We start from the raw sequence: 25,043 nt of genomic DNA, 5'->3' as shown, positions 1-25,043 counted from the left end.
GATGGGCGCAGTGTAACACGCGCAAAGAGAACGGGCAGCCTGCTGGCTGCCCGGTTGTTTAGCGCGGAGCAGGGATAGCGGTACCCCAGTCACGCCACGCTTTCGGCGCTTCATCCTGCAGCAGGAAGTGTTTGTTGGCGCCTGCCTGCGGTGCCAGCGGCACGGTTGGCGGCGTAGCGAACTGAATGCCGCCGCGAATAAACTGCTGGAAGGTGCCGGTTTTCACCACGCCGCCAATCAGGCCAAAATCGAGGTTATAGCCGGATGCCAGCCAGAATACTGAGTTATTCCGCACCAGATGCTGATACTTTTTACTGATGCGCAGCGCAATCTGCACCCGATCGGCCATATTACCCAGCGAGGTGCCGGTGACCGTACCGACCTCAACGCCGCGGAACAGAACCGGCGTACCCAGGGAGAGCGATCCCGCCTCGGCGGCATCGACATAAATGTTCAGGCCGTTCAGGTAACGCGAGTCGGTGATTGTGCTTTCCTGCAGCTCAAAGCTGCGCGCCATCGCACCTTTGCCGGGATCGACGTTGACATAGGGCTGCAGAATCGTCTCCAGATGGTTGACGCCTGCCGCAGAAATTTCCGGCGATACCACTGAGAAACGGCTGCCCGTGCGGGCAAAGTCCTGCACATACTCCGGATAGAGCACGGCTTTAGCGACCACCTGATTGTTATCCTGACTCAGCGCCAGCGACTCCACCTGACCGACATTAATACCGAGATAGCGCACCGGCATGCCTGCCGCCAGCTTGCTGCCGTCGTAGGTGTGCAGGGTGATCTGGCTGCCGACGGCGCGCGCTGCGGTTTCTGACGCATAGAGCACGCGCTTAACGCCTTTTTTCGCCTGTGCACCGGTCAGATTGTCAAAGCTGATGGCGCCTTTCAGCGCCCGGTTAATCGGCGACGCCTGCACGGTCAGACCGCTGCCGTTGAGCTGCACTTTTGCGCCACCTTCGGCCCAGAATACGCTTTCGCTGGTCAGCAGCTTGCGATACTGCGGCTGAATATGCACTGAGATATCAAACGCATCCGCACGCGGCACCACGTCGACCACTTCACCGACTTCAAACTTACGGTAGAGCACTACGGAACCTGCCTGTACGTCCGGCAGGCTGGTTGCCGTCAGCGTCAGCGTGGCAGGCGGCTGATCGCCGGTGATCCCTTCAGCAGCACGCTCGGCGTCTGCATAGAGCGGGTAGCGGCTGGAGGCTTTCCCTTTTGCGCCGGGATCGAGACGAATACCGCCATCCACCCATTCACGTGCGCTGGCACCCAGCACCTGCATACCATCAAGGCCAAATTTTACGTTCAGGCGACTGTTGACGATAAACTTGCTGTCAGCGTGCACCAGCTGACGATATTCAGGATTAATCGCGACCACGAAATTGATGCCGTTCTCATCCAGTTTGCGCGAGATCACCTGACCAATCTTCATGCCATAGATCACCAGGGGCTGGCCGGCATCGATACCGTAGGTTTCCGGCGCGCTAAGCTGTACCGTCAGGACATCCGGTTTCTGCAGCAGCGTTTCGCTGGCGGGCAGCACGCTGAAATGGTCCTGCGGTTCGCCCTCACCGGGCACCAGCTCCAGCGTGTTACCGGTGAGCAGGCTGCTCAGGCTGGTGTCAGTGAGGCTGAGTTTCGGTGCGCGCATCTCAATACGTGTTCCGCTGCGCATCAGGCCGGTCACTGAGGGATCAATCGTCAGTTCGCCAGAGACTTTGCCGTCAGGCAGCAGCGTAAGTTTTGTCAGGGTGCCTACTTCCAGCCCCTGATACATCAGAGGCGTACTGTTGGCTTTGAGGTTGTTACCATCAGGCAGATCGAGGTTAATCAGCACGCCGCGCTGGCTGTGTGCCAGATCCGGATAGAGCTGATAGTTCTGCTCGCTCTCAGCCGGTTCGCCTTTATCGGGTGAATCAAACGCGATAGCGCCGTTTACCAGCGCGGCCAGACTCTCCAGCTTCACTTTCGCGCCGCTCAGGCTGACATCTGCATCAATACCGGAAACATTCCAGAAGCGGCTCTGCTTTTTGATGAGATTGATAAAGCGCCGCTCGATCAGCACATCAATGGTGACGCCATCAGTATTGCTATTAAGGCTGTAGTCATAGACGTGACCCACCGGAATTTTCCGGTAGTAGACCAGCGAGCCGGTATTAAGCGAGCCGAGATCGGGCGCATGCAGATGGATGAGCAGCTCGCCGGTATTGACCCGGTATTTAGGCTGCGTATCAAGCGCGGTGAAATGGTCGCGCTCTTTACCATCGCCAGGCATCATACCGATGTAGTTACCGCCCACGAGCGCATCAAGCCCGGAGACGCCGGCCAGGGAGGCTTTTGGCGTCACCAGCCAGAATTGTGTATTCTCGCGCAGGGCGTCGCGCATATCGCTTTTGATGCTCGCTTTGATACGAATGCTGCGATAATCATCACTCAGCTCAATACCCTGCACAGTACCGACCTCCACGCCCTGATAACGAATCGGCGTGCGGCCCGGCACTATGCCGTCCGCCGTCTGGAAGTTGATGGTAATGGTGGTACCGCGCTCCTGATAATTGGTCCATAAAAGCCAGCCGGCAATCAGCAGGGCGATAATGGGCAAAAGCCAGAATGGCGACAACTTGCGTTTGTTACGCACGGTTGCGCTAGTCGGTGTAGTCGGCGTTTCCTGTTGCATGTGCATCCCAGATCAGGCGGCTATCCAGCCACTCAACAGCCATAATAGTCAGGATTACCGCTGCGCCGAAGTAAAGCGCGGCAGGTCCCATGGTAAAAGCCAGCAGCTGATCGCGATTGACCAGCGACATGGTTAAAGCAATAACAAACAGATCCAGCATCGACCAGCGTCCCACCCAGGTCACCACGCGCAGCAGCCGGATGCGGGTTTTCAGCCCCTGTTCACATTTGAAGTGAATACTGAGCAGCAGCGTCAGCATCACCAGCACTTTAGTGAAAGGCACCAGGATACTGGCGATAAACACCACCGCAGCAATGGGAATATTGCCTGAGCCCAGCCCGAGGATACCGGAAAAGATAGTGTCTTCACGCCGCGAACCGTTTACAAACACCACGGAAATCGGCAGCAGGTTGGCGGGTATCAGCATCACGATCGACGCAATTAACGCCGCCCAGGATTTTTGCAGGCTGTGGCGACGGCGAAAATCAAGCGGCGTGTGGCAGCGGGTACAGCGACCACGCTCATCGGGCATGCCGGTGTGATGACAGTTGAGGCACACCTGCCAGCGCTCTGGCGGCGCGGTTGGGATGGACTGGGGATAGTAATGCTCCCAGAGCTCTTCCACATTAAGATGAATAATAGTGAGCAGGCTTAACAGGGTCAGAGCTACGTAAGCGACCAGACCATAACCCAACGCCAGCGAGGCGTAATCCTGAACTTTGATAGAGGCGACGCCAATACCTACCAGGTAGATATCCAGCATCACCCACTCTTTCAGCCGCTCAAGCATTAGCAGCACCGGTCGCAGATTCATGCCCAGCCGGTTGCCAATCCACAGATAGCTGATGCCGGCAACCAGCGTCACCGGAGCCCCGATTGTACAAAACGCGACCATGGCGGCCGTCAGCACGTTGCCCTGCTGCGCCATCTGCAATACGCCTTCCAGCAGACTGGCGTTTATGCGCATGCCAAGTAAGCGAATTTCAACCAGTGGCAGGCTGAAAGCAAAGGGCATCAGCACCAGCATTGTCACTGCCATCGCGGTCAGACGACGCATTGACCAGTCACGGCCATTCTGGATTTTGGCATGACAGCGCGGGCAATAAGCCGTTTGATGCGATTTCACATCCGGTAAGGAAAAAAGGGTATCGCATTGGGGGCAACGCTGATAACGTGCGTGGGGCAAGCTCTGGCTGATAGCGTGAATTTTCATAAGTGACGCGAGTGGCCCATCATTCGTTACGGTTGCCGGCAGTCTGAACAGAACGTGCAGCCTGCACTATCTTGTGGTACGAGATCAGTCTCAATCATAGCGTGCTAAGGGTATAGCAACTTATTCAATGATTCACCTTGTTGGGCTGGATTATTAGTGCTTATTTTAACAACTGAGGGAAAACTGATACCTCTCAGTGATGAATTATGGTTGATCAATGAACAAAAAAGCCTTTTACGAGGAATTAAATCGTGATGCCCGGGCGCTGCTGGCGGGCGAAACCTCTTTTCTTGCCGCGCTGGCTAACTGCAGTGCGCTGCTGTTTGAGCGTCTGGAGGGGGTTAACTGGGCAGGCTTCTATCTGCTGACTGAAGAGAATACGCTGGTCCTGGGTCCGTTCCAGGGCAAGATTGCCTGCGTGCGTATTCCGGCAGGTAAAGGCGTTTGCGGTACGGCAGTGGCTGAAGAGCGCGTGCAGCGCGTGGATGACGTTCATGCGTTTCCCGGTCATATCGCCTGCGACGCCGCCAGTAACGCAGAAATCGTGATTCCTCTGAAAGTGAACGGCCTGCTGGCAGGCGTTCTTGATATCGACAGTACGCTTTATTCCCGCTTTGACAGTGAGGATGAAGCAGGGCTGGTAGCCCTTGCCGACGGGCTTTGTGAGGTGCTGGCGAACAGCAACATCGAAAAATTTATTGCGCTGTCGCATAGCTAATCGTCTGGATTGCATGGCATTTGGCGATGTTGTCATTATAATGTCGCCTGTTCATGCCCGCTCTGGTCGGCAAATCCGTTGTAATCAGGAAATTTCATGGAAAATCAACCTAAGTTGAATAGCAGTAAAGAAGTCATCGCCTTTCTGGCGGAACGTTTTCCGCACTGCTTTAGCGCCGAAGGTGAAGCGCGTCCGCTCAAAATCGGTATCTTTCAGGATCTGGTCGAGCGTGTTCAGGGCGAAAATAGTCCGAGCAAAACGCAGCTGCGTTCAGCTCTGCGTCTTTATACCTCCAGCTGGCGTTATCTTTACGGTATCAAAGCCGGCGCAACGCGTGTCGATCTCGATGGCAACGCCTGTGGCGTACTGGATGAGCAGCACGTAGAGCATGCGCGGAAGCAGCTGGAAGAGGCAAAGGCACGCGTTCAGGCGCAGCGTGAGCAGCAGCGGGCGAAGAAGCGCGAGGCAGGAGAGGAGAGTGCAGAGCGTCGTCCGCGTAAGCCAGCACCGCGTAAAGCGGCTGAAGGTGATACGCCGCGCAAGCCGCGCCCTCAGACGCCACGCACCGGTGCTGCAGAACGCAACGCCGCACCACGTCCGCCGCGGGCAAAACCCGTTACCGACACCTCAGCTTTGCAGCCAGGCCAGAATATTAAAGTCAAAGCAGGCAAAAGTGCTATGGACGCCACCATTCTTGAAATCACTAAAGATGGCGTTCGGGTACAGCTTGCTTCAGGCCTGGCAATGATTGTGCGCGCAGAACACTTGCAGTTCTGAAACGGAGGCCCGACCCTGGCATGAACAGCTTTTTTAAGATCGGTATGATCGCGGGCCTGCTGCTGGCAGGCCCCTCCGTTGCCGCAGACAATATCACGCGTGCAGACCAGATCCCGCAGTTACATGAAGAAGCGCAGCATCCCACGGTCAGTGAGCGGGTTACATCGCGCTTTACACGCTCTCACTACCGTCAGTTCGATCTGAATCAGGATTTCTCAGCAAAGATTTTTGATCGCTATCTGAACCTGCTGGATTACAGCCATAACGTGCTGCTGGCATCAGACGTTGCGCAATATGCGGACAAAAAAACCACGCTCGGCGACGAGCTGCGCAGCGGCAAGCTGGATCTGTTTTACGCGCTCTATAACCTGGCACAAAAACGCCGTTTTGAGCGCTATCAATATGCGCTGACGGTGCTGGATCGTCCGATGGATTTCAGTGGCAATGACACCATTGATATTGACCGGGCGAAAGCACCATGGCCAAAGAGCACCGCAGAGCTGAACGCGCTCTGGGACGCCAAAGTTAAATATGATGAGCTCAGCCTGAAGCTGGCGGGCAAAGATGACAAAGAGATCCGTGAAACGCTGACCAAGCGCTACAACTTTGCCATCCGTCGCCTGGCTCAGAGCAACAGTGAAGATGTCTTCCAGCTGGCAATGACCGCCTTCGCTCATGAGATCGATCCCCACACCAACTACCTTTCCCCGCGCAATACTGAGCAGTTCAACACCGAGATGAGCCTGTCGCTTGAGGGGATTGGTGCCGTGCTGCAGATGGATGATGACTACACGGTCATCAACTCTATGGTCGCTGGCGGTCCGGCAGCAAAAAGCAAATCGATTACCGTTGGCGATCGCATTGTCGGCGTCGGTCAGCCAGGCAAGCCTGTTGAGGATGTTATCGGCTGGCGGCTGGATGATGTGGTATCGAAAATCAAAGGACCTAAAGGCAGCAAAGTGCGTCTTGAGATCCTGCCTGCCGGTAAAGGCACCAAAACCCGGACCGTTACGCTCACGCGTGAAAAGATCCGTCTGGAAGATCGGGCAGTTAAAGGCACGGTGCATAACGTCGGCAAAGAAAAAGTGGGCGTGCTGGATATTCCGGGCTTCTATGTCGGTCTGACTGACGATGTCAAAGTGCAGCTGCAGAAACTGCAAAAGCAAAATGTGGACAGCGTCGTTATCGACCTTCGAACCAACGGCGGCGGTGCACTGACTGAAGCGGTCTCTCTCTCCGGACTCTTTATTCCGGGTGGCCCGGTGGTTCAGGTCAGGGATAACAATGGACGGGTGCGTGAAGACAGCGATACCGACGGCATTGTTTACTACAAAGGTCCGCTGGTAGTGCTGGTCGACCGGTTCAGCGCGTCAGCTTCGGAAATCTTTGCCGCGGCGATGCAGGACTATGGCCGGGCTCTGATTGTTGGCGAACCGACCTTCGGCAAGGGAACCGTACAGCAGTATCGTTCTCTGAACCGCATTTACGATCAGATGCTGCGTCCGGAGTGGCCTGCGCTGGGTTCCGTACAATATACCATTCAGAAATTTTATCGTATCAACGGCGGCAGCACGCAGCGTAAAGGGGTAACCCCCGATCTGCTGATGCCAACCGGCGTTGAAGCGGCAGAGACCGGCGAAAAATTTGAAGATAACGCGCTGCCGTGGGACAGCATTAATGCGGCAACCTATACCAAAACCGGTGATATCACCGCGCTGGTGCCGAAGCTGACGCAGTCTCATGCCGATCGCATTGCGCAGGATCGTGAGTTTCAGTACATCATGAAAGATATTGCGCGTTTCAATGCGATGAAAGATAAACGCAATATCGTGTCGCTCAATCTTGCCCAGCGTGAGAAAGAGAGTCACGAAGAGGACGCGCTGCGTCTGGAGCGTATTAACGCGCGTTATCAGATGGAAGGGAAAAAGCCGCTTAAGAATCTTGAGGCGCTGCCAAAAGATTATAAAGAGCCCGATCCCTATCTGGATGAGACGGTGAAGATCGCTAACGATCTGGCTCAGCTGGCCTCTTCTCAGTCCGCTGCCACTCCGGCGAAGTAATCCTGAAGCCGGTCACAAAACACCGCTACGGCGGTGTTTTTTTTTGCACTATACTCGCTAAATAAGTGGTCTGAGCAGTTTGCAATCGATCGCCTGAGTAGAATGTAAAGTTTTGTTTTTTTAGACACTTAAAGATTAAGGTCGCTTGAAAAGCCGCGCAATGAACATAGGATATATATCCGCATACAAGCGCGTGAACAACTGAGGAAGATTAACATTTATGATGCGTATTGCTCTTTTCCTGATCACCAACCTGGCGGTGATGTTGGTATTCGGACTCATTCTGAGTCTGACAGGAATCCAGTCAAGCAGTGTTCAGGGCCTGATGATTATGGCGGGTCTGTTTGGCTTTGGCGGTGCGTTCGTTTCACTGCTGATGTCCAAATGGATGGCGCTACGCTCCGTTGGCGGGGAGGTGATTGCACAGCCCCGTAATGAAACCGAGCGCTGGCTGATGGAGACCGTGGGTCGCCAGGCGCAGCAGGCTGGCATTGCGATGCCGCAGGTCGCGATTTATCATGCGCCCGATATCAATGCCTTTGCGACCGGTGCGCGCCGTGATGCGTCCCTTGTCGCTGTCTCAACCGGTCTGCTGCAAAACATGAGCCGCGATGAGGCTGAAGCCGTGCTGGCGCATGAGATCGCGCATATCGCCAACGGAGATATGGTCACCATGACCCTGATTCAGGGCATTGTGAACACCTTTGTTATCTTTATTTCGCGCATTATTGCGCAGGTTGCGTCGGGCTTTCTGTCCGGCAACCGCGATGGTGAAGAGAGCAGCAACGGTAATCCGCTGGTCTATTTTGCGGTTGCAACGGTGCTGGAACTGCTTTTTGGTATCCTCGCCAGCATCATTACCATGTGGTTCTCACGCCACCGTGAGTTTCACGCTGATGCAGGATCGGCAAAACTGGTTGGCCGTGAAAAAATGATCGCCGCGCTGCAACGTCTGAAAACCAGCTACGAGCCGCAGGAGCCAGGCAGCATGATGGCGTTCTGCATCAACGGTAAAAACAAGTCGTTCAGCGAGCTGTTTATGTCTCACCCGCCGCTTGATAAGCGCATCGAAGCGCTGCGCAGCGGGCAGTATCTGAAATAATCCGCTCAGGCGACGAAAAAAAAAGGCATCACCCTGGTGATGCCTTTTTTATTTGCGTGCGGATAGCGTCAGGCTGGCGCGCGTGACTGGGTCAGCCGCACCAGACTTATCGCAGCAGCAGCGGAAGCAAAGCCACCGGCAAGGATCAAAGAAGCGTGCGTGCCGCTGTCGCTGAACAGGTTAAACATCAGAGCCACCAGCGCGGCACCGGCACTCTGTCCTGTCAGCCGGGCGGTGCCCAGCATGCCGCTGGCTCCGCCGCTGCGGTTGCGCGGGGCAGCAGAGATAATGGTGTGATTATTGGGTGACTGAAACAGGCCAAAACCGGCACCGCACAGCATCATACGCCAGATGATATCTGCATCAGCAGGCTGCGCCGGGAGCATGGCCAGCAGAAACAGCCCGGCGGCAAACAGCGCCAGCCCCAGTCCACCCAGCAGGCCGGCGTGATACTTCTCAATCAGATGTCCGGCAATCGGCGCCATCACCATTGTTGCCAGCGGCCACGGCGTCAGCAGCAGCCCGGTTGCCACTTCATCCCGGCCAAGCACGTTCTGCAGGTAAAACGGCAGCGATACCATCGCCAGCATCTGCGCGCAGAAAGAGCAGACGGAGGTGCCAATGGAGAGCGAGAACAGCGGCAGACGTAGCAGATCAACCGGTAACAAGGGCACCGGCAGGGTTAGCTGACGCCGCACAAAGATAATACCGGTAACGATCAGCGCCGCCAGTTCGGCCACGATAAGGCTGGCTGGCTGCCCCTGCGAAAAGCCGCTCAGTGCAGTGATGAGTAACCCAAAAAAGAGCGCGTTCATCACCGCACTTGGAATATCAAACTTCTGCTGGCGCGCTTTTTGCAGATTGTCAGGCAGGAAGCGCAGTGCCAGCCAGAGTGCGGCAAGGCCAAACGGGATATTGATTAAAAAGAGCCACTGCCAGCTGGCCACGGCCAGAATAGCCGCGGCAATAGTGGGGCCGGCGGCGCTGGAGACCGCCACAATGAGTGAGTTGATTGCCATGCCGCGTCCAAGAAAGCGCTGCGGATAAATAATCCGGATTAGCGCGGTGTTGACGCTCATCAGCGCGGCGCCGCCAAATCCCTGCAGTACGCGCGCCACGGTTAGCGTCGTCAGCGTGGAGGAGAGGGCGCAGAACAGCGATGTCGCGATAAACAGGATCAGGCCGGCCTGAAAGATACGGCGGTATCCCAGCATATCTCCCAGAAAGGAGAGCGACAGCAGCGAGATCACGATTGCGATCTGATACGCGTTAACTATCCAGATTGATTCAGCCGGGCTGGCGCTGAGATCGCGGGCTATCGTCGGCAGCGCTACGTTAGCGATAGCGCCATCGAGTACCGCCATCATAATACCCAGCGCAATCGTGATGATTGCGCCATAGCGCTGCGGTAGCGGAAGTCCATCCTGAGGGGCAATTGAAGGCATAATAGTGGTAAGTAAAGGGAGTAAATATCATCATGCTAATCAATTTAGCGCCGGAAAGCATCGCCGCAGGCGTGAAAAACCTCTATTTCGCTGATGCCGGCATAGCGAAAATCAAAATGGGCTCACGCTGAGCCCGGAAGGGTTACTGGTTATCAATGACATCGCCGCTTTTTTTCAGCAGCGGACAGGCCGTTACACCGACAATTCCGCTGTCGCTATGCAGATAACGGGCGGTCATCATGCCGCGTGCGGTCAGGTAGTTACACTCCAGGCCAAGACCGGCTGCTTTCTCAGCGCTGCCGGTCAGAACACCATAGCCGGTGAAGAGCAGCGCCAGCCACAGCAGGGCGAACAGCATCACCAGACGAATAAAATATTTCATTATTATCTCCCGAAATTGAAAACGCGCCGCATCCGTTTGGCAATAAGCGCGACAGGCGTACCATGCCGTGCTTTACACGTTAATACGATCGGAGATAGCTGAAAGCGCTGCGGCAGGCAACTGCTTTGGTTGCAGAAGATATCTTTTCCTGGCGCAACAGGTAGAATTAGCGCCGTTAAATCCTTACTGATAGTTACCCGAGGCAGTTATGAACGAATTAGCCGCAAACTCCAGCCCGCTGCTGCACTATGGTATCGTGGCGCTCATTATTCTTGTGGCCTTTATCGTCTGGTTTTTTGTTAATCGCGCCAGCGTGCGTGCCAGCGAGCATCTGCAGCTGCTGGAAATGCTGGTGGAAGAGCAGAAAAAACAGACCGCGCTGCTGCGCCGTATTGCGGAGGCGCAGGGAGAAACGTCGTCCGCTGTGCAGGATGACGAAGGCACGGCTTCACGCGATTTTATCCGGCTGATCCCGGAGCGCTGAGAGTAAAATGGAGAGGGCATGAGCCGCAGAAATCCCTGGTACGACGCTTCAAAAGCACACCATACCCCTGACGGGTTTTGCAATCCTGAAGGGGAACAGCGCAAGCCGGGTGATTTACAGCGCTGGCGTCGTGAACGTAAAGCGCAGCATCTCCCGCTGCCGCCTGCCAGCGGCTATGCTGATTTCAGCGCTCGCTGGTATCAGCCCGCCGACCTGAGCGGCAGTGACGATCGCATCTGGTGGCTGGGTCACGCCGCGCTGCTGCTGCGCCTTAAGCAGCGCTATATCCTGATTGACCCGGCTTTATCACCGCGCGCTTCGCCGCTGCCCTTTGCCGGTCCTGAACGCCGGGTACCCTCACCGCTTGATGTGACCCGGCTGCCGCAGCTCGACTATGTACTGATTTCACATAACCACTACGATCATCTTGACCGGGGCACGATAAAGCGCCTGCTGCGCTGTTTTCCGGAGGTAAAGATGATAGTACCGCTTGGCCTGGGCGCATGGTGCCGGAAGCGGGGGGCCCGCAACGTCACCGAGATGGACTGGTGGGAGTCAGCGGATAGTCAGGATTTGAGCATTACCGCTGTGCCGGCGCGCCACTGGAGTATGCGCACGCTGTGGGATCGCAATCGCTCGCTATGGTGTGGCTGGGTAGTGCGCTGCGGCACGCTCAACTTCTGGTTTTCCGGCGACAGCGGTTACAGCGATAACCTGCTGCAGATTGTGCAACGGCTGGGGCCGTTTAATCTGGCCGCCCTGCCGGTTGGCGCGTATGCACCAGAATGGTTCATGGGCAGCCAGCACATGAACCCGCAGCACGCCGCAGACTTATGGCAGTATGCCGGGCATCCATTAACAATACCTATACACTGGGGTGTTTATGAACTGGCTGATGAGTCGCTGGATGCGCCTCCTGCTGAACTGCAGCGTGTGCTGGACGCAGCCGGGACGCCTCTGGCCGGACGGTTCAGCCCGTGGCGAATAGGGGAGAGCCGGACGCTGGCGGATATTGAATGAGATTTTTCTCACCGGTAATGAATAAGGTGTACAGTTTTCTTAACCTGTCCGGATTAGCGTGCTTATAAAAATAACAGATAAGTTCAGCAGGTTAATGATTATATCCGGAGCAGCCGGATAATAATTTTCCCGGTTTTGGTGCAAAAGCGTTTTATAACCTGTACTCCGCGGGTTTAATTGTACACCTTGTGCATTAAGAGAAGCAGGCGCTGTTATTTTACACTGCAGAGAGAAATAATCTTTGTCTGCCATAATAGTGCAACACGTTTAACGTAGCGTCTGGCACTTAACGCAAATTCATGTCCTGCCGCTGCGCTTGACGTTGCTGCAGAAAAACGCTGGTCATCAAGGATTTTGTGCGCCATCAGGCGTTTGCGGTTCCTGTTTCACCACGAAGGAGCAGGGGTCCCGGATAATAATGTGCGACAAGTCGACCACTGTTTAAAAATGGCTTGCCATTATTTAGCGGATATGTGATAACCATCAGCGGGTCAAACGAGGTACAGTTCTGTTTATGCATGGCATCTTCAGTAAAGAAGTTTTGAGTAAAGACGTTGACGTTGAATACCGCTTCCTTGCCGAACCTTAAATTAGTGCCTCATTCAGTAACGTCTCTTTTTCTCTGCAATACTGCCTTCGGGCAAAATAAACATTTAAAGGAATTTGCAAAATGGCAAAAATTAAAGGTCAGGTTAAGTGGTTCAACGAGTCTAAAGGTTTTGGTTTCATTACTCCTGCTGACGGCAGCAAAGATGTGTTCGTACACTTCTCTGCTATCCAGGGTAACGGCTTCAAAACTCTGGCTGAAGGCCAGCAGGTTGAGTTTGAAATTCAGGATGGCCAGAAAGGTCCTGCAGCGGTTAACGTTACCGCTATCTGATTTTCCGCTCAGCCCGGGTCACTGTACCTGCTGAAACGAATCGTAAGCCCTGCTCTCTGAGCGGGGCTTTTCTTTATGCTTTTTGTTACTCCTGCTTCAGGGTAAACTGCGCCGCTTATCGTTGAACCGGAGTCCGCTATGTCCCTGATCTGTCCCCTGTGCCGCCAGCCATTAACCCAGCAGCCGGGCGTGTTTCGCTGTGACGCTGGTCATCAGTTTGATCGGGCCAGAGAAGGGTATGTCAATCTTCTGCCGGTGCAGCACAAGGGGTCGCGAGAGCCGGGTGACAGCCTGGAGATGCTGCAGGCGCGCCGTGCTTTCCTGGATGCCGGGCACTATCAGCCGCTGCGCGATCGCGTGGCGGCGATACTGGCGCAACGCCTGACGCAGCCTGCGGCTCAGGTTCTGGATATCGGCTGCGGTGAGGGGTATTACACCAGCGCCCTGACCAGCGCGCTGCCTGACGCCGAAATCTATGGGCTTGATGTTGCCAAACCGGCTATCCGGATGGCGGCAAAACGCTATACGCAGGTACGCTTTTGCGTTGCCTCCAGCCAGCGGCTGCCGTTTGCCAGCGCGGTGCTGGATGCGGTGGTACGCATCTATGCGCCCTGTAATGAAGAGGAGCTTAGCCGGGTGGTAAAGTCAGGCGGTTATCTGCTGACCGTTACGCCGGGTCCGCACCATCTGCAGCAGTTCAAGGCGCTAATCTATTCGCAGGTGCAGCTGCATGCTGCAGAAGAGAAAACCTATACCGGCTTTACGCTCTGCGAGTCGCAGTCTCTCAGCTATGACCTGACGCTAAGCGGCGCTGAAGCGGTAAGCCTGCTGCAGATGACACCCTTTGCCTGGCGTGCATCGGAAGCGGTATGGCAGACGCTGGCAGCGGCAGAGCAGTTCCGCTGTGACGCGGACTTTACCCTCTCTCTGTGGCAGCGCGATTAGCGAGCGGTGAGGAGCGTATGCCAGATACGCTCCAGGTCATCCAGCGTATGAACAGCAATAAGCAGCCGGCGCCGCTCCAGCTGCATCATTAAAACCCCCTCCGGCGAGAGGTTAATCGCGGCAATGCGCGCATAGCGGATCCAGATCCCGTTATCAAACAGGCCCTCCTGCTTCATCAGCAGCACCGGACGGCGCAGCCAGAATACCCAGAGCGTCAGGGCGCACAGCACCATGATAAGCGTTGTCGTCAGCACCGGCCCTGCATTGCTGATATTTTTCCACAGCAGAATCAGCAGCAGTCCGATAAAAATCGCGCTATCGGGCAGGTGACGTCGTCGCAGTGCGACCCGCAGCAGGGTGATGCCTTTACGGCGCGGCAACACTACATCATGGTAAATAGCAAACAGCAGCAGAGCGGCGATGCAGAACATCAGCAGCAGATCGGTCAGCGCCATTATCGCTCCTTTTTACACTCTGCCCATATTACGCGTCCGGCCGGAAAGCGGCTTACAGTCCCAGCAGGCCAATCGAGTAACCAATAATCCCGATCGCAAAGAAACCGATGATGATCCACAGCGCGTTAACTTTACGACGCAGCAGCCACATACAGCCAAATGTCAGCAGCAGCGGGATCAGGCCGGGCATAAGCTGGTCAAGAATAGACTGAACGGTGGTTACCGTGGTTTTACCGGTCTGGTCGGTAATACTCGATACCACCAGCGGCACGTTAACGTGGGTCCATTTATTGACCAGTGCGCCCATCACAAACAGGCCGAGGATCGAGGCGCCTTCGGTGAGCTTCTGCAGAAAACCGCCGCCCATATCGCTGACGATATCAACGCCTTTGCGATAGCCGTAAGCAACGCCGTAATAGCGGGTCAGCAGGCGCACAACGTTAAACAGCACAAAAAACAGCAGCGGGCCCAGCAGGCTGCCGCTCATGGCAATCCCTGCACCAAGCGCGGCAAACACCGGCCGTACGGTGCCCCAGAAGATGGGATCGCCTACGCCTGCCAGCGGCCCCATCAGACCCACTTTAATGCCGTTAATAGCACCATCATCAATGGCGGCGCCGTTTGCCCGCTGCTCCTCCATCGCCATAGTGACGCCCAGTACCGGCGCGGCGACATAGGGCTGCGTGTTGAAAAACTCCAGATGACGCCGGATCGCCTGTTTACGTGCGTCGTCGTTTTCCGGGTAGAGGCGACGGATCACCGGCACCATGGAAAAACAGAAACCGAGCGCCTGCATACGTTCAAAGTTCCATGACCCCTGAAGCAGGTTAGATCGTATGAACACGGCGCGGACATCACCGGAGGTGAGCTTTTTAGCCATTCGCGTGCTGTCAACCATAGTGGCACCTGCTCCTAGTCAAGTTCATTATCAAGGTCGTTTTGCGAGGCACCTGCCGGCGCTGCGCCTGCGACCCGGTTATATTTCGGGGCGAGCTGGATATAGAGAATCGCCATCACGACGCCGATAACGCCCAGCGCAACCAGATTGAAGTCAGTAAACGCGGCGGTGACAAACCCGAGATAGAAGAACGGCATCAGATAACCGGCGCGCATCATATTGATGACCATTGCGTATCCCACTACCACAATCATGCCGCCGGCGATGTTAAGGCCGTTGGTGACTACCTCCGGAATGGAACTCAGTAGCGTATGCACGGCGCTGGTGCCGACAGAGATAGCGACAATCAGCGCCGGGATGGCAATGCGCATCGCCTGCAGCAGCAGGGCAGAGACATGGATCCAGGAGATAGCGGTGAGGTTACCTTTCGCGGCCGCGTTATCTGCCGCATGCTGAAACGCCACGGTCAGCGTTCGCACGATAATGGTCAGCACCTGACCCGCTGCGGCCAGCGGGATCGCCAGAGCGATACCGGCACCGACGCTCTGTCCGCCGGCAATCACCAGGATGGTGGATATAATGGAGGCGAGAGCCGCATCGGGTGCTACCGCCGCCCCGATATTCATCCAGCCCAGCGCGATCATCTCCAGCGTGCCGCCGATAATAATGCCGGTTTTCATGTCACCCAGCACGGCACCAATCAGGGTACAGGCCACCAGCGGACGGTGAAACTGAAATTCATCCAGGATAGAACCCATACCGGCAATACAGGCCACGATAAATATCAGCACAATCTGTAACGTGGTTATTTCCATTTTGCATCTCCTCAGCACGCCCGCCATTATTGCCGGGCGGCAACAAGTCAGGCGGTGGCCTTCGCAATCAGGTCCATCATATTAAGCTTTTGATCGGTCGAGACTTTGCGTACCTCAAGCTCAATCCCGTGGGCGTTGAGCTGACGAAAAGCGGCAATATCTTTTTCATCTACTGAAACCGCATTATTGACCTGCGTCTTACCCTGACGAAACGCCATGCCGCCGATATTCACAGAGGTAATATTGACGCCCTGCGCAACCACGCGCTCAACGTCGGTGGGATTAGTAAACAGCAGCATGACGCGTTCGCCCGCATATTTGGGGTTATTCCAGACGCGGATCATTTTTGCGATATCGACCACGTGTGCGGTTACGCCCGGCGGCGCCACCTGGGTCAGCAGGGTTTTACGCACGTGATCGTTTGCCACTTCATCACTGATCACAATAATGCGACTGACGCCGGTCTCTTTAGTCCAGCGGGTCGCTACCTGGCCATGGATCAGACGATCGTCTATGCGCGCCAGCCCGATTTTCATATGCTGGCCCGGCGCCAGCGGTGGCGGCGGCGGCACAGCACATTTAGCCGGCGCTGCGGCAGCGGAAACCGGGTTCGCCTTTAGCGCTTTAATGCCCTCACGGCCGGCATCGGTTGCGACCTGCACCAGCGCCGCCAGTTCAGGATTGTCATCGCGGGCCATCAGCGTTTCGACCAGCATCGGAATATTCACGCCAGCAATGACCTCCTGATCCGGGCGATCCGTGACGAGACGGCTGGCGGCATTAAACGGGCTGCCTCCCCATGTATCGACCAGAAACAGGACTCCCTGAGCGGTATCAAGCTCTGCCAGCCGGGCACGATACTTATCCATCAGGGTTTCGGCGTTTTCACCGGGTGCAAAATCGATACAGGCGACATTGTGCTGTTCGCCCAGCAGCATCTCTGCTGTTTTCAGGAGCGGCTCTGCTGCCCAGCCGTGTGTACCAATGACTAATGCGATGGTCACCTGCTACCTCCGTTTATGACGAAACCCTGTCATTAAAGGACGTTGACAGGAATAAAGGATGCGGCCGGGCCCGTCAGGCAATATAAGCCTGAGCCGCTACGATGGAGCCCCCATCGGTTTGCGTTAAGGTCGCCGTTTATTTTAGTTAGCGAAAGAAGAAAGAGTGTGACGCCTGTCGGTTATCTGGTGTAACAGCGGTTCAGCGGACTTTTTTATGCCGTTTTTATGCGCCAGCGCAGCTATGTGTAAATGTAAGAAAATTTTTTGATCTTGTTGAGGTAACTGATACATTAACTTTCTGTTTATTACTCAGGAGTACCGGGCTCAAGCTCACCTTTATGGACCGTCACCGACGTCGCTTCTTATCCTTACTGTGCCAGCCGGCGCAGATCGCCACGCCATTCAGCGTTATTTCGCCTTCGACTCTTCAGCTGTCTCACTTACCGGTGCAGGCTGATTTTCGTGCGTCTACTTTCTTAGCAAGGAGTCACTAATGGAGTTTCTCTTGGATCCCTCGATCTGGGCGGGGCTGTTAACGCTGATCGTGCTGGAAATTGTGCTGGGTATCGATAACCTGGTCTTTATCGCCATTCTTGCTGACAAACTGCCGCCAAAGCAGCGCGATAAAGCGCGACTGATCGGTCTGTCGCTGGCGCTGGTGATGCGCCTCGGCCTGCTCTCCCTGATCTCGTGGATGGTCACGCTGACCCGTCCGCTGTTCAGCGTGATGGATTTCAGCTTTTCCGGTCGCGATCTGATCCTGCTGTTTGGTGGCCTGTTCCTGCTTTTCAAGGCCACGATGGAGCTGCATGAGCGTCTGGAAAATAAAGGCATGGAGCAGCAGGGTAATCGCAACTATGCCAGCTTCTGGGCAGTGGTCGCACAAATCGTGGTGCTGGATGCCGTCTTCTCACTGGATGCCGTGATTACCGCAGTGGGTATGGTTAACCACCTGCCGGTGATGATGACTGCGGTGGTGATCGCAATGGGCGTAATGCTGCTGGCATCGAAGCCGCTGACTAATTTTGTCAACGCTCATCCGACGGTTGTCGTGCTCTGCCTGAGCTTCCTGCTGATGATCGGTTTGTCGCTGGTAGCGGAAGGGTTCGGTTTCCATATTCCGAAAGGTTATCTCTATGCGGCGATCGGCTTCTCAATTTTGATTGAGCTGTTTAATCAGATCGCGCGCCGTAATTTTATGCGCCATCAGGCGCGCCGGCCAATGCGTGAGCGCACGGCAGAAGCTATTTTACGCCTGATGGGCGGGCGCAATCGTCAGCAGCAGCCTTCAACGGATGAGCATACGCTGAATAACGCTATGCCGCAGGAAGCGTTTAAGGATGAAGAGCGCTATATGATTAACGGCGTACTGACGCTGTCGCAGCGCTCTATTCGCAGCATCATGACGCCGCGTGGCGATATCTCATGGGTTGATGTGACGCGTCCGCTGGATGAGATCCGTATGCAGCTGCTGGATACGCCACACAGTCTGTTTCCGGTGTGCCGCGGTGAGCTGGATGAGATTATTGGCGTGGTGCGCGCAAAAGAGCTGCTGGTGGCGCTGGAGCACGGTATGGATGTGACCACGTTCGCATCAGGCTCGCCGGCGATTGTTGTCCCTGAGACGCTGGATCCTATTAATCTGCTGGGCGTGCTGCGCCGGGCGAAAGGCAGCTTTGTTATCGTAACCAACGAATTTGGTATGGTGCAGGGTCTGATTACGCCGCTGGACGTGCTGGAAGCGATTGCCGGTGAGTTCCCGGATGAAGATGAGACGCCGGATGTGATCGCCGATGGTGATGGCTGGCTGGTCAAAGGCGGCACCGACCTGCATTCGCTTCAGCAGCTGCTCGACTACCATGAACTGGTTAAACAGGAGGACGATCACGCTTCGCTGGCGGGCCTGCTGATTGAGCAGAAAGGTCAGCTGCCGCAGCCTGGTGAGGTAATCGATCTGCCGCCGCTGCACTTTGAAATTGTTGAGGCGACAGATTACCGTATCGACCTGGTACGGGTGACCAAAGATGCGCCTCACGATGAAGATGAAGAAAACGCGTAATCGCGCGTAGCTGTTCAATCAGGGCCGTCGTGAAGACGGCCCTTTTTTTAACCCGCTGTTTCCTGATGCTGAGCCAGCCATGCCGGAAAATCTTCGATCGGCATGGGGCGCGCATAGAAGTAACCCTGCAGATGATCTACCCCGCGCTCGCGCAGATAGGAGGCCTGTTCAGCGGTCTCCACGCCTTCGGCCACCAGCGCAATCTTCAGCCGCTGCGCCAGTGAAATCACCATATCGGTTACCGTGGCGTTGATCGCGTCAGTGCCGATCGCCGCGGTAAAAATCTTGTCAATTTTCAGCACATCCGGCTGCAGATCTTTCAGGTAGGCCAGCGAACTGTGCCCGGTGCCGAAATCGTCTATCGCCAGGCGTACGCCAATGTTATGCAGCTGCGCCACGACCGACTGATCGATAACCGGCAAGGCGTCACGCTCTGTCAGCTCCACAACCAGCTGCGGATGGGGGTTAGCAGGCCACCAGATCTGCTGCAGATCTTCCACAATGGCGCGATCGTGAAAATGGCTGGCGGCGACGTTAATCGCAATATGGAACGCGCTGCTTTGCGGCAGCTGCGGCAGCGCCTCTACGGCCCGGGCAATCACGAAGCGGGTAAGGGGAGCGATCAGGTTTTGCCGTTCCGCCAGAGGGATAAAGACGTCAGGTGCAATCCATCCCTGACGCGGATTATGCCAGCGCAGCAGAAGCTCAATACCCTCACACTGTTCGCTGCGGGCATTGATCAGCGGCTGACAATAAACCATAAACTCACTGGCGGTGATGCCGTAGCTGATCTGCCAGCTGAGGCTCATGCGATTGGCCGTTGCCAGCCAGACAATATAGCCAATCAGCAGGCTCAGCATCACCGCCAGCGGCAGCTGGGAAGGCAGCGTATTTAACGCCAGGCGCGCCGGAGAAGGGCCGTAGAGCGTAATGGTGAACGGGTAGCGTAAAGATGCCTGATCGTAAGCGACCTCGTCATCCGAGGGCACCGTGTGTTCAATCATCGGATTACCATACTCAAGGCTCTGACCGCCCACGTTGAAAATAGCCCGCTCTACCCACGGCAGCTGAGGCTCAAGCAGATAATTGCTCATCAGTTCAACATTCACCACCTGCAGCAAGCCATCGCGATTATCCAGCGACTTTGGCGTCCAGAGCAGCAGCACCGGCGAGCCTTTAAGCAGATAATCATCTGTGGTCAGCAGCATGCGCTGATTATTGAGCGCCAGCTCCGGATAGGTCTGACTAAAAGAGATATCGCGGGCGCCATAGATGCTGGAGCAGTAGATAGTGTCATTTTGCACCAGCAGCACGGTGCGTACCGTCTGCAGCGCAGCGATCTTTTCAATCAGCGGATAACGCACCAGCGAACAGGGCAGGCCCACCAGGCCCAGCGTGTTATTGGCGGAGACGTCCAGCGGCGAGAACATACGGTCAAAGCGCTCAATGGCGCGGCTGGCAAAGTTAAGAGACTGCTGCTCAATACGTGACTTCTCTTCGATATAACGAAAAGTCAGGGTAAGGATCAAAACCAGCGTCGCGATCACTAACGCAATAAGCAGCCGCTTACGGCGAAATTGACCCACAAATTGCTGGGGAATGAGCATCAGTAACCACCTTGTTAAGACACAGACCAGGAGCAAATTAACGTGAAGGTTATCGGCATCGGGACGGCCAGGTTTAGCGCTGCCCGTTAAAAAAGCAGGCAATAAAAATTGCGTCCTGCCGGATCCGCGCAGGAAAATTACAATATCTGGTTTGGCAACGCCGAGGTAGGTAAAAAAGCAGAAATCAGTATGAGTGCGCTGATTTTAACCAGCGCACTCCGGACAGGTATCAGTCACACTGAACTTTGATGGCCAGACCGCCACGCGAGGTTTCGCGATATTTAGCGTTCATATCTTTACCGGTCTCATACATGGTCTCAATGACTTTATCCAGCGAGACGCGCGGGGCGCTGGTCCGGCGCAGCGCCATGCGCGCTGAGTTGATGGCTTTGACCGATGCAATAGCATTGCGCTCAATGCAGGGCACCTGCACCTGACCGGCAACCGGATCGCAGGTCAGACCCAGGTTATGCTCCATACCAATTTCCGCGGCCACGCAGACCTGCTCCGGGCTGGCGCCCAGCAGCTCCGCCAGACCCGCCGCCGCCATAGAGCAGGCCACGCCCACTTCACCCTGACAGCCTACTTCGGCACCGGAGATAGAGGCGTTCATTTTATAGAGAATACCGATAGCGCCTGACGCGAGAAAATAACGGATAAAGATATCGGGCGTGACGCTTTCGATAAAGTGATCGTAATAGGCAAGCACCGCCGGCACGATGCCGCAGGCTCCGTTAGTCGGGGCCGTTACCACGCGTCCGCCTGCCGCATTCTCTTCGTTTACCGCCAGGGCAAACATATTGACCCAGTCGATAACGTTCATTGGATCATTGGAGTGCTTGGTCGATGAGACCAGCAGGCGACGCAAAGAGGCGGCACGGCGCGGAACGCGCAGCGGCCCCGGCAGCACGCCTTCGGTGTTCAGACCGCGGTCAATACACGCCTGCATGGTCTGCCAGACATCGGTAAAATAGCGGGTGATCTCTTCACGGCTGTGCAGCGCCAGCTCATTTTGCATCACCAGTCCTGAAAGCGACATGCCGGTCTCGCTGCAGTGGCTGAGCAGCTCTTTTGCCGAGTGAAACGCATAAGGTACCGCGACTTCGTCCAGCACCGGCTGGCCAAAATGCGCTTCATCCACGATAAACCCGCCGCCAATTGAGTAGTAGGTTTTCGTCAGAATCAGCAGATCGCCGGCAAACGCATACAGCGTCATACCGTTTTCATGCAGCGAAAGATTCTCACTGCGGAACACCATGCCGCCTTCGCGTGGAAAGTCGACCTCATGCGCGCCCTTAGCCAGCAGCAGGCGCTCACGCGTTTCCGTATCTTTAATAAATGCCGGGATCGCATCAATATCCACGGTGGCAGGTTCATAACCCGCCAGACCCATAATGATAGCGATATCCGTATGGTGACCTTTGCCGGTCAGCGAGAGAGAGCCATACACATCCACCGCTACGCGCGTGACATCCTGCAGTTTGCCCTGCTCAGCCAGCAGATCCACAAACTGTTTGCCCGCTTTCATCGGACCTACGGTATGTGAACTGGATGGGCCGATGCCCACTTTGAACATGTCAAAAACACTAATCAACGGTAACGCTCCTCACAAATACGGGGTTCTGCGGCCTGAGCCGTAATTGCGGCTAATAGTAATCGCCACGGCGGGCGAAAGAACAGCTTTTCGCATGAAATAATCTAATTATAAACCGCAGAAATAGTTATCAATCCATACCTTTGTGAAGTGGATCGATTTTTCAGCTATGAGTTTACACACGGCATTCAGGGCAGCGCGATCTGCTGACCAAGCGCACGAATAATTCCGGCCGTCATGCCCCAGATAAAATAATCGTTATACCAGGAGAGCCATATCCGGTGCTGACGCTGGCCGCGATATAACGTCAGCGGATGATAGCGGGCCAGATGCAGTGCTTCACGCAGCGGCATGGTAAAGGCGCTTTCGACTTCATCCGGGTTCAGACGGAGCGGCATGGCTGGCAGGATCCCCACCACCGGCGTGACGGCAAAACCGGTACTGCTGGTGACCGCCGGCAGTACACCGGCTATCTGCACCTGACGGGGATCGATCCCGATCTCTTCCTGCGCTTCACGCAGCGCGGTATCGATCAATGACGTATCGCTGGCATCCTGCATGCCGCCCGGAAAAGCGACCTGGCCGGCATGTTTACGCAGCAGCGCCGAGCGCCGCGTCAGCAGCAGTGCCGGCTCGGCGCTGTTGATAATCGGCACCAGCACTGCCGCATGACGTCCGGCAGGGGCCGGCAGGCGTGCGGGTGGCGGAGGCTGCAGCATAAAACGCGTCAGAAACTGGCTGAGTTCGGCAGTCATATTACTTCTCATCGCTGAGGCAGGGCAGAATGCGGTTAACCTTATGGAAGGTCTCTTCATATTCAGATTGCAGATCGCTGTCAGCCACCAGTCCGCCACCGGCGGCGCAGTAGAGGGTATTGTTTTCAGCGATCAGCGTACGAATGGTAATACTGCTGTCCATACGGCCACACAGGCTGATATAGCCTATGCTGCCGCACCAGGCGTTGCGACGATGCGGCTCCAGCTCTTCGATAATCTCCATCGCACGGATTTTTGGCGCTCCGGTGATTGAGCCGCCTGGAAAGCAGGCGCGCAGCAGATCGGTGGCGCGCAGCCTGTCGGGCAGACGGGCCCGCACGGTGCTCACCAGATGATGCACTGCCGGAAAGGGTTCAACCACAAACAGCTCAGGCACGCTCACGCTGCCGGGTTCAGCCACCCGACCAATATCATTACGCATCAGATCAACAATCATCAGATTCTCCGCACGATCTTTCGCGGAGTGCGCCAGCTTTTCCGCCTGCAGACGATCGGCCTCTGCATCGGCCAGACGCGGCAGCGTGCCTTTGATCGGACGCGTTTCAATAACGTTTTGCTGCAGAGAGAGAAAACGTTCCGGCGACAGGCTGAGCAGCGCGCTGTCCGGCAGACGCAGAAAGGCGCTAAAGGGCGCGCGATTGGCGCGCGTAAGGCGCAGAAACGCCTGCCACTCATCCCCGCTATAGCGCGCCTCGAAACGCTGAGCAAGATTGACCTGATAGCAGTCACCTGCCTGAATATACGCCTGTACAGCATTGAAACGTGCTGCATAGGCTTCGCGCGTCAGGTCAGAGCGCCACGCGCTGGTTAAGTGAAACGCCCGCGGCAGCGGAACCGCCTGCGCCTGCAGCCAGCGCCAGCGCGCGTCAGCATCGCTGAGAGAGACCAGCGTAAGCCGCTGCAGGTGATGATCGGCAATCAGCGCCCAGTCATAAAGGCCCACCGCCATGTCAGGCGTCTGCAGATCCTGCTGCGCCACCGCCGGCAGCTGTTCAAACCGGCGGCCGAGATCGTAGCCAAACAGCCCCAGCGCACCGCCCTGAAAAGGCAGGTCGGGATGGGAGACGGGCTGCAGGCCCAGCCGGTCAATCTGTCGCTGCAGCAGCTGTAGCGGATCCTCCTCAGAGCGCTGAATGCCGGTGCCATCATCGGTTTCGGTATACCCGCCGCGCGTGATGAGCGTGATGCGCGGATCGGCGGTCAGAATATCAAAGCGGTTATCGGCGTGATCGGCCTGACCTGAGGTCAGCAGCATGGCCCACGGGCGATGCGCCAGCGTGGCAAAGCGGTTCAGCAGTGCATCGGGACTATAGGTAAGCGTGAGGGTTTTCGCGATCATGGGTTCAGCAGCATTCAACAGGCAGAGGCGTAGCCTGGCATATTTTTTTGCCACTGGCACCTGTTTGTTCCGCGTGGGATAATGCCCGTCCGATTTAATCTGGAGTAACGTATGTTTACAGGGCTTCCGGCACTATCTCATGAGCAGCAGCAGCAGGCGGTTGAGCGAATTCAGGAACTGATGGCGGGCGGCATGGCCAGCGGCCAGGCGATTGCGCAGGTGGCGCAGGAAATTCGTGAGACCTTTACCGGTGAGGCGATTCGGGCACGCTTCGAAGATGAAGATGAAAACGAATAGTGCCCGTGCCGCTTAACGTGCGGCGATAATTTTTATTTCTACTTTATATTTCGGGTTCATCAGTCCGGCCTGTACGGTGCAGCGTACCGGCGCGTTGCCCGGTGATACCCATGCGTCCCAGGCGCGATTCATCGCCGCAAAATCCGCTTTATCCACCAAAAAAATCGTGGCGTCGAGAATATTGCTCTTGTCCGATCCGGCACGCGTCAGAATACGATCGATAACTGCCAGCGCGTTAGCCGTCTGCGCCTCCGCATCGGCATCCAGATTTTCCGGGACGCTGGTGTAGTAGATCGTATTGCCGTGTATCACGGCTTCGGACATACGATGTTCGGGATCGATACGCGTAATAGACATGCTGTTCTCCTCTGTTTTTTGCTGCGCCAGCCTGGCATAACCGGGCTGCGATGTCATCTGTTGTGGTCGCGTCTGCGGAATCCTGACATAATTACAGTGTTTTTCAGGTTACAGGTGAGGATGT

23 protein-coding genes and 1 pseudogene are annotated in these 25,043 nt (G+C 55.8%); 11 read left to right on the top strand and 13 right to left on the bottom strand.

Annotated features, from left to right (window positions below; all coding sequences use genetic code 11):
• Nucleotides 1-58: 58 nt before the first annotated feature.
• On the bottom strand, nt 59-2,692 hold the full coding sequence (locus tag F3J39_RS05375) for a PqiB family protein (RefSeq protein WP_166713890.1): 2,634 nt from the start codon (nt 2,690-2,692) through the stop codon (nt 59-61).
• The gene (gene yebS, locus F3J39_RS05370) at nt 2,661-3,905 is read right to left on the bottom strand and encodes a membrane integrity lipid transport subunit YebS (protein WP_071668878.1); all 1,245 of its coding nucleotides are present in this window, start codon (nt 3,903-3,905) and stop codon (nt 2,661-2,663) included. The genes F3J39_RS05375 and yebS overlap by 32 nt, the downstream gene beginning before the upstream one ends.
• Nucleotides 3,906-4,122: 217 nt before the next feature.
• Here yebS and F3J39_RS05365 point away from each other — a divergent pair, with 217 nt between their 5' ends.
• From F3J39_RS05365 to htpX, 4 genes are all read left to right on the top strand, one after another.
• Nucleotides 4,123-4,623, top strand: coding sequence for a GAF domain-containing protein (locus tag F3J39_RS05365; protein WP_071668877.1), 501 nt, complete (start codon nt 4,123-4,125; stop codon nt 4,621-4,623).
• Nucleotides 4,624-4,719: 96 nt separating this feature from the next.
• Complete coding sequence (gene proQ, locus F3J39_RS05360; RefSeq protein ID WP_039384840.1) at nt 4,720-5,400, top strand: RNA chaperone ProQ; 681 nt, start codon at nt 4,720-4,722, stop codon at nt 5,398-5,400.
• A 20-nt stretch (nt 5,401-5,420) separates the two neighbouring features.
• Nucleotides 5,421-7,460 carry a carboxy terminal-processing peptidase gene (gene prc / locus F3J39_RS05355; protein WP_166713889.1) on the top strand — a complete coding sequence of 680 codons (2,040 nt, stop codon included), beginning with the start codon at nt 5,421-5,423 and terminating at the stop codon, nt 7,458-7,460.
• A 220-nt stretch (nt 7,461-7,680) separates the two neighbouring features.
• On the top strand, nt 7,681-8,562 hold the full coding sequence (gene htpX / locus F3J39_RS05350; protein WP_039384837.1) for a protease HtpX: 882 nt from the start codon (nt 7,681-7,683) through the stop codon (nt 8,560-8,562).
• A gap of 68 nt (nt 8,563-8,630) precedes the next feature.
• On the opposite strand, the gene F3J39_RS05345 is transcribed toward htpX, so the two are convergent.
• Together F3J39_RS05345 and F3J39_RS05340 are read right to left on the bottom strand one after the other, a co-directional pair.
• Nucleotides 8,631-10,007 (bottom strand): MFS transporter, encoded by a 1,377-nt coding sequence (locus F3J39_RS05345; RefSeq protein ID WP_166713888.1) that lies wholly within the window; start codon nt 10,005-10,007, stop codon nt 8,631-8,633.
• Nucleotides 10,008-10,149: 142 nt separating this feature from the next.
• Complete coding sequence (locus F3J39_RS05340; protein ID WP_039384778.1) at nt 10,150-10,389, bottom strand: YobH family protein; 240 nt, start codon at nt 10,387-10,389, stop codon at nt 10,150-10,152.
• Between the two features lie 208 nt (nt 10,390-10,597).
• Between F3J39_RS05340 and F3J39_RS05335 the strand changes: the two genes are divergently transcribed.
• The 5 genes and pseudogenes from F3J39_RS05335 (at nt 10,598) to rlmA (ending at nt 13,718) form a co-directional block, all read left to right on the top strand.
• Nucleotides 10,598-10,873 (top strand): YebO family protein, encoded by a 276-nt coding sequence (locus F3J39_RS05335; protein WP_094111077.1) that lies wholly within the window; start codon nt 10,598-10,600, stop codon nt 10,871-10,873.
• An 18-nt stretch (nt 10,874-10,891) separates the two neighbouring features.
• Nucleotides 10,892-11,893, top strand: a complete 1,002-nt coding sequence (locus F3J39_RS05330; protein WP_104085088.1) for an MBL fold metallo-hydrolase — start codon at nt 10,892-10,894, stop codon at nt 11,891-11,893.
• 514 nt (nt 11,894-12,407) lie between these two features.
• A pseudogene (locus F3J39_RS18800) lies at nt 12,408-12,542 on the top strand (DUF2627 domain-containing protein).
• Between the two features lie 21 nt (nt 12,543-12,563).
• Nucleotides 12,564-12,773 (top strand): transcription antiterminator/RNA stability regulator CspE, encoded by a 210-nt coding sequence (cspE, locus tag F3J39_RS05320; RefSeq protein ID WP_021510024.1) that lies wholly within the window; start codon nt 12,564-12,566, stop codon nt 12,771-12,773.
• A gap of 138 nt (nt 12,774-12,911) precedes the next feature.
• A complete protein-coding gene (gene rlmA, locus F3J39_RS05315; RefSeq protein ID WP_071668874.1) occupies nt 12,912-13,718 on the top strand; it encodes a 23S rRNA (guanine(745)-N(1))-methyltransferase in 807 nt (268 codons plus the stop codon).
• Here rlmA and F3J39_RS05310 read toward each other — a convergent pair.
• Genes F3J39_RS05310 through manX form a run of 4 tightly spaced genes read right to left on the bottom strand, consistent with a single transcriptional unit; the run spans nt 13,715 to nt 16,890 of the window.
• Nucleotides 13,715-14,173 carry a DUF986 family protein gene (locus F3J39_RS05310; RefSeq protein WP_104085086.1) on the bottom strand — a complete coding sequence of 153 codons (459 nt, stop codon included), beginning with the start codon at nt 14,171-14,173 and terminating at the stop codon, nt 13,715-13,717. The genes rlmA and F3J39_RS05310 overlap by 4 nt on opposite strands.
• Nucleotides 14,174-14,225: 52 nt before the next feature.
• Nucleotides 14,226-15,071: a PTS mannose transporter subunit IID gene (locus F3J39_RS05305; protein ID WP_071668873.1), complete on the bottom strand. Its 846-nt coding sequence runs from the start codon at nt 15,069-15,071 to the stop codon at nt 14,226-14,228.
• A gap of 14 nt (nt 15,072-15,085) precedes the next feature.
• Nucleotides 15,086-15,886, bottom strand: coding sequence for a PTS mannose/fructose/sorbose transporter subunit IIC (locus tag F3J39_RS05300; protein WP_104085085.1), 801 nt, complete (start codon nt 15,884-15,886; stop codon nt 15,086-15,088).
• A gap of 47 nt (nt 15,887-15,933) precedes the next feature.
• Nucleotides 15,934-16,890, bottom strand: a complete 957-nt coding sequence (gene manX, locus F3J39_RS05295) for a PTS mannose transporter subunit IIAB (protein WP_104085084.1) — start codon at nt 16,888-16,890, stop codon at nt 15,934-15,936.
• Nucleotides 16,891-17,383: 493 nt separating this feature from the next.
• Between manX and F3J39_RS05290 the strand changes: the two genes are divergently transcribed.
• Nucleotides 17,384-18,949 (top strand): TerC family protein, encoded by a 1,566-nt coding sequence (locus F3J39_RS05290; protein ID WP_039384757.1) that lies wholly within the window; start codon nt 17,384-17,386, stop codon nt 18,947-18,949.
• Nucleotides 18,950-18,996: 47 nt separating this feature from the next.
• Here the strand turns inward: F3J39_RS05290 and F3J39_RS05285 are convergent, their stop codons facing one another.
• The 4 genes from F3J39_RS05285 to pabB form a co-directional block, all read right to left on the bottom strand.
• Entirely contained in the window at nt 18,997-20,556 is a 1,560-nt protein-coding gene (locus tag F3J39_RS05285) for an EAL domain-containing protein (protein WP_039384755.1), read from the bottom strand.
• A gap of 229 nt (nt 20,557-20,785) precedes the next feature.
• Nucleotides 20,786-22,150, bottom strand: a complete 1,365-nt coding sequence (locus F3J39_RS05280) for an L-serine ammonia-lyase (protein WP_039384754.1) — start codon at nt 22,148-22,150, stop codon at nt 20,786-20,788.
• A gap of 188 nt (nt 22,151-22,338) precedes the next feature.
• Entirely contained in the window at nt 22,339-22,905 is a 567-nt protein-coding gene (locus F3J39_RS05275; RefSeq protein WP_039384751.1) for a CoA pyrophosphatase, read from the bottom strand.
• A 1-nt stretch (nt 22,906) separates the two neighbouring features.
• Entirely contained in the window at nt 22,907-24,265 is a 1,359-nt protein-coding gene (pabB, locus tag F3J39_RS05270) for an aminodeoxychorismate synthase component 1 (RefSeq protein ID WP_166713887.1), read from the bottom strand.
• A 111-nt stretch (nt 24,266-24,376) separates the two neighbouring features.
• Here pabB and F3J39_RS05265 point away from each other — a divergent pair, with 111 nt between their 5' ends.
• Complete coding sequence (locus tag F3J39_RS05265) at nt 24,377-24,562, top strand: YoaH family protein (protein ID WP_039384746.1); 186 nt, start codon at nt 24,377-24,379, stop codon at nt 24,560-24,562.
• A 12-nt stretch (nt 24,563-24,574) separates the two neighbouring features.
• Here the strand turns inward: F3J39_RS05265 and F3J39_RS05260 are convergent, their stop codons facing one another.
• Nucleotides 24,575-24,919 (bottom strand): RidA family protein, encoded by a 345-nt coding sequence (locus F3J39_RS05260; protein WP_104085356.1) that lies wholly within the window; start codon nt 24,917-24,919, stop codon nt 24,575-24,577.
• Between the last annotated feature and the right edge of the window lie 124 nt (nt 24,920-25,043).

Source organism: Pantoea sp. Acro-807 (assembly GCF_011752675.1).
GTDB classification, from domain to species: Bacteria; Pseudomonadota; Gammaproteobacteria; order Enterobacterales; family Enterobacteriaceae; genus Pantoea; species Pantoea eucrina.
This window is presented reverse-complemented; position numbering and strand designations above follow the sequence as displayed.

Bases quoted from the DNA above. Each gene is read 5' to 3' on its own strand.
- F3J39_RS05265 (WP_039384746.1), top strand. From the start codon at position 24,377: ATGTTTACAGGGCTTCCGGCACTATCTCATGAGCAGCAGCAGCAGGCG.
- F3J39_RS05275 (WP_039384751.1), bottom strand. From the start codon at position 22,905: ATGACTGCCGAACTCAGCCAGTTTCTGACGCGTTTTATGCTGCAGCCT.
- F3J39_RS05330 (WP_104085088.1), top strand. From the start codon at position 10,892: ATGAGCCGCAGAAATCCCTGGTACGACGCTTCAAAAGCACACCATACC.
- F3J39_RS05290 (WP_039384757.1), top strand. From the start codon at position 17,384: ATGGAGTTTCTCTTGGATCCCTCGATCTGGGCGGGGCTGTTAACGCTG.
- F3J39_RS05310 (WP_104085086.1), bottom strand. From the start codon at position 14,173: ATGGCGCTGACCGATCTGCTGCTGATGTTCTGCATCGCCGCTCTGCTG.
- F3J39_RS05375 (WP_166713890.1), bottom strand. From the start codon at position 2,692: ATGCAACAGGAAACGCCGACTACACCGACTAGCGCAACCGTGCGTAAC.
- F3J39_RS05305 (WP_071668873.1), bottom strand. From the start codon at position 15,071: ATGGTTGACAGCACGCGAATGGCTAAAAAGCTCACCTCCGGTGATGTC.
- F3J39_RS05365 (WP_071668877.1), top strand. From the start codon at position 4,123: ATGAACAAAAAAGCCTTTTACGAGGAATTAAATCGTGATGCCCGGGCG.
- pabB (WP_166713887.1), bottom strand. From the start codon at position 24,265: ATGATCGCGAAAACCCTCACGCTTACCTATAGTCCCGATGCACTGCTG.
- rlmA (WP_071668874.1), top strand. From the start codon at position 12,912: ATGTCCCTGATCTGTCCCCTGTGCCGCCAGCCATTAACCCAGCAGCCG.
- cspE (WP_021510024.1), top strand. From the start codon at position 12,564: ATGGCAAAAATTAAAGGTCAGGTTAAGTGGTTCAACGAGTCTAAAGGT.
- htpX (WP_039384837.1), top strand. From the start codon at position 7,681: ATGATGCGTATTGCTCTTTTCCTGATCACCAACCTGGCGGTGATGTTG.
- F3J39_RS05335 (WP_094111077.1), top strand. From the start codon at position 10,598: ATGAACGAATTAGCCGCAAACTCCAGCCCGCTGCTGCACTATGGTATC.
- F3J39_RS05300 (WP_104085085.1), bottom strand. From the start codon at position 15,886: ATGGAAATAACCACGTTACAGATTGTGCTGATATTTATCGTGGCCTGT.
- F3J39_RS05340 (WP_039384778.1), bottom strand. From the start codon at position 10,389: ATGAAATATTTTATTCGTCTGGTGATGCTGTTCGCCCTGCTGTGGCTG.
- F3J39_RS05285 (WP_039384755.1), bottom strand. From the start codon at position 20,556: ATGCTCATTCCCCAGCAATTTGTGGGTCAATTTCGCCGTAAGCGGCTG.
- F3J39_RS05260 (WP_104085356.1), bottom strand. From the start codon at position 24,919: ATGTCTATTACGCGTATCGATCCCGAACATCGTATGTCCGAAGCCGTG.
- proQ (WP_039384840.1), top strand. From the start codon at position 4,720: ATGGAAAATCAACCTAAGTTGAATAGCAGTAAAGAAGTCATCGCCTTT.
- F3J39_RS05345 (WP_166713888.1), bottom strand. From the start codon at position 10,007: ATGCCTTCAATTGCCCCTCAGGATGGACTTCCGCTACCGCAGCGCTAT.
- yebS (WP_071668878.1), bottom strand. From the start codon at position 3,905: ATGAAAATTCACGCTATCAGCCAGAGCTTGCCCCACGCACGTTATCAG.
- prc (WP_166713889.1), top strand. From the start codon at position 5,421: ATGAACAGCTTTTTTAAGATCGGTATGATCGCGGGCCTGCTGCTGGCA.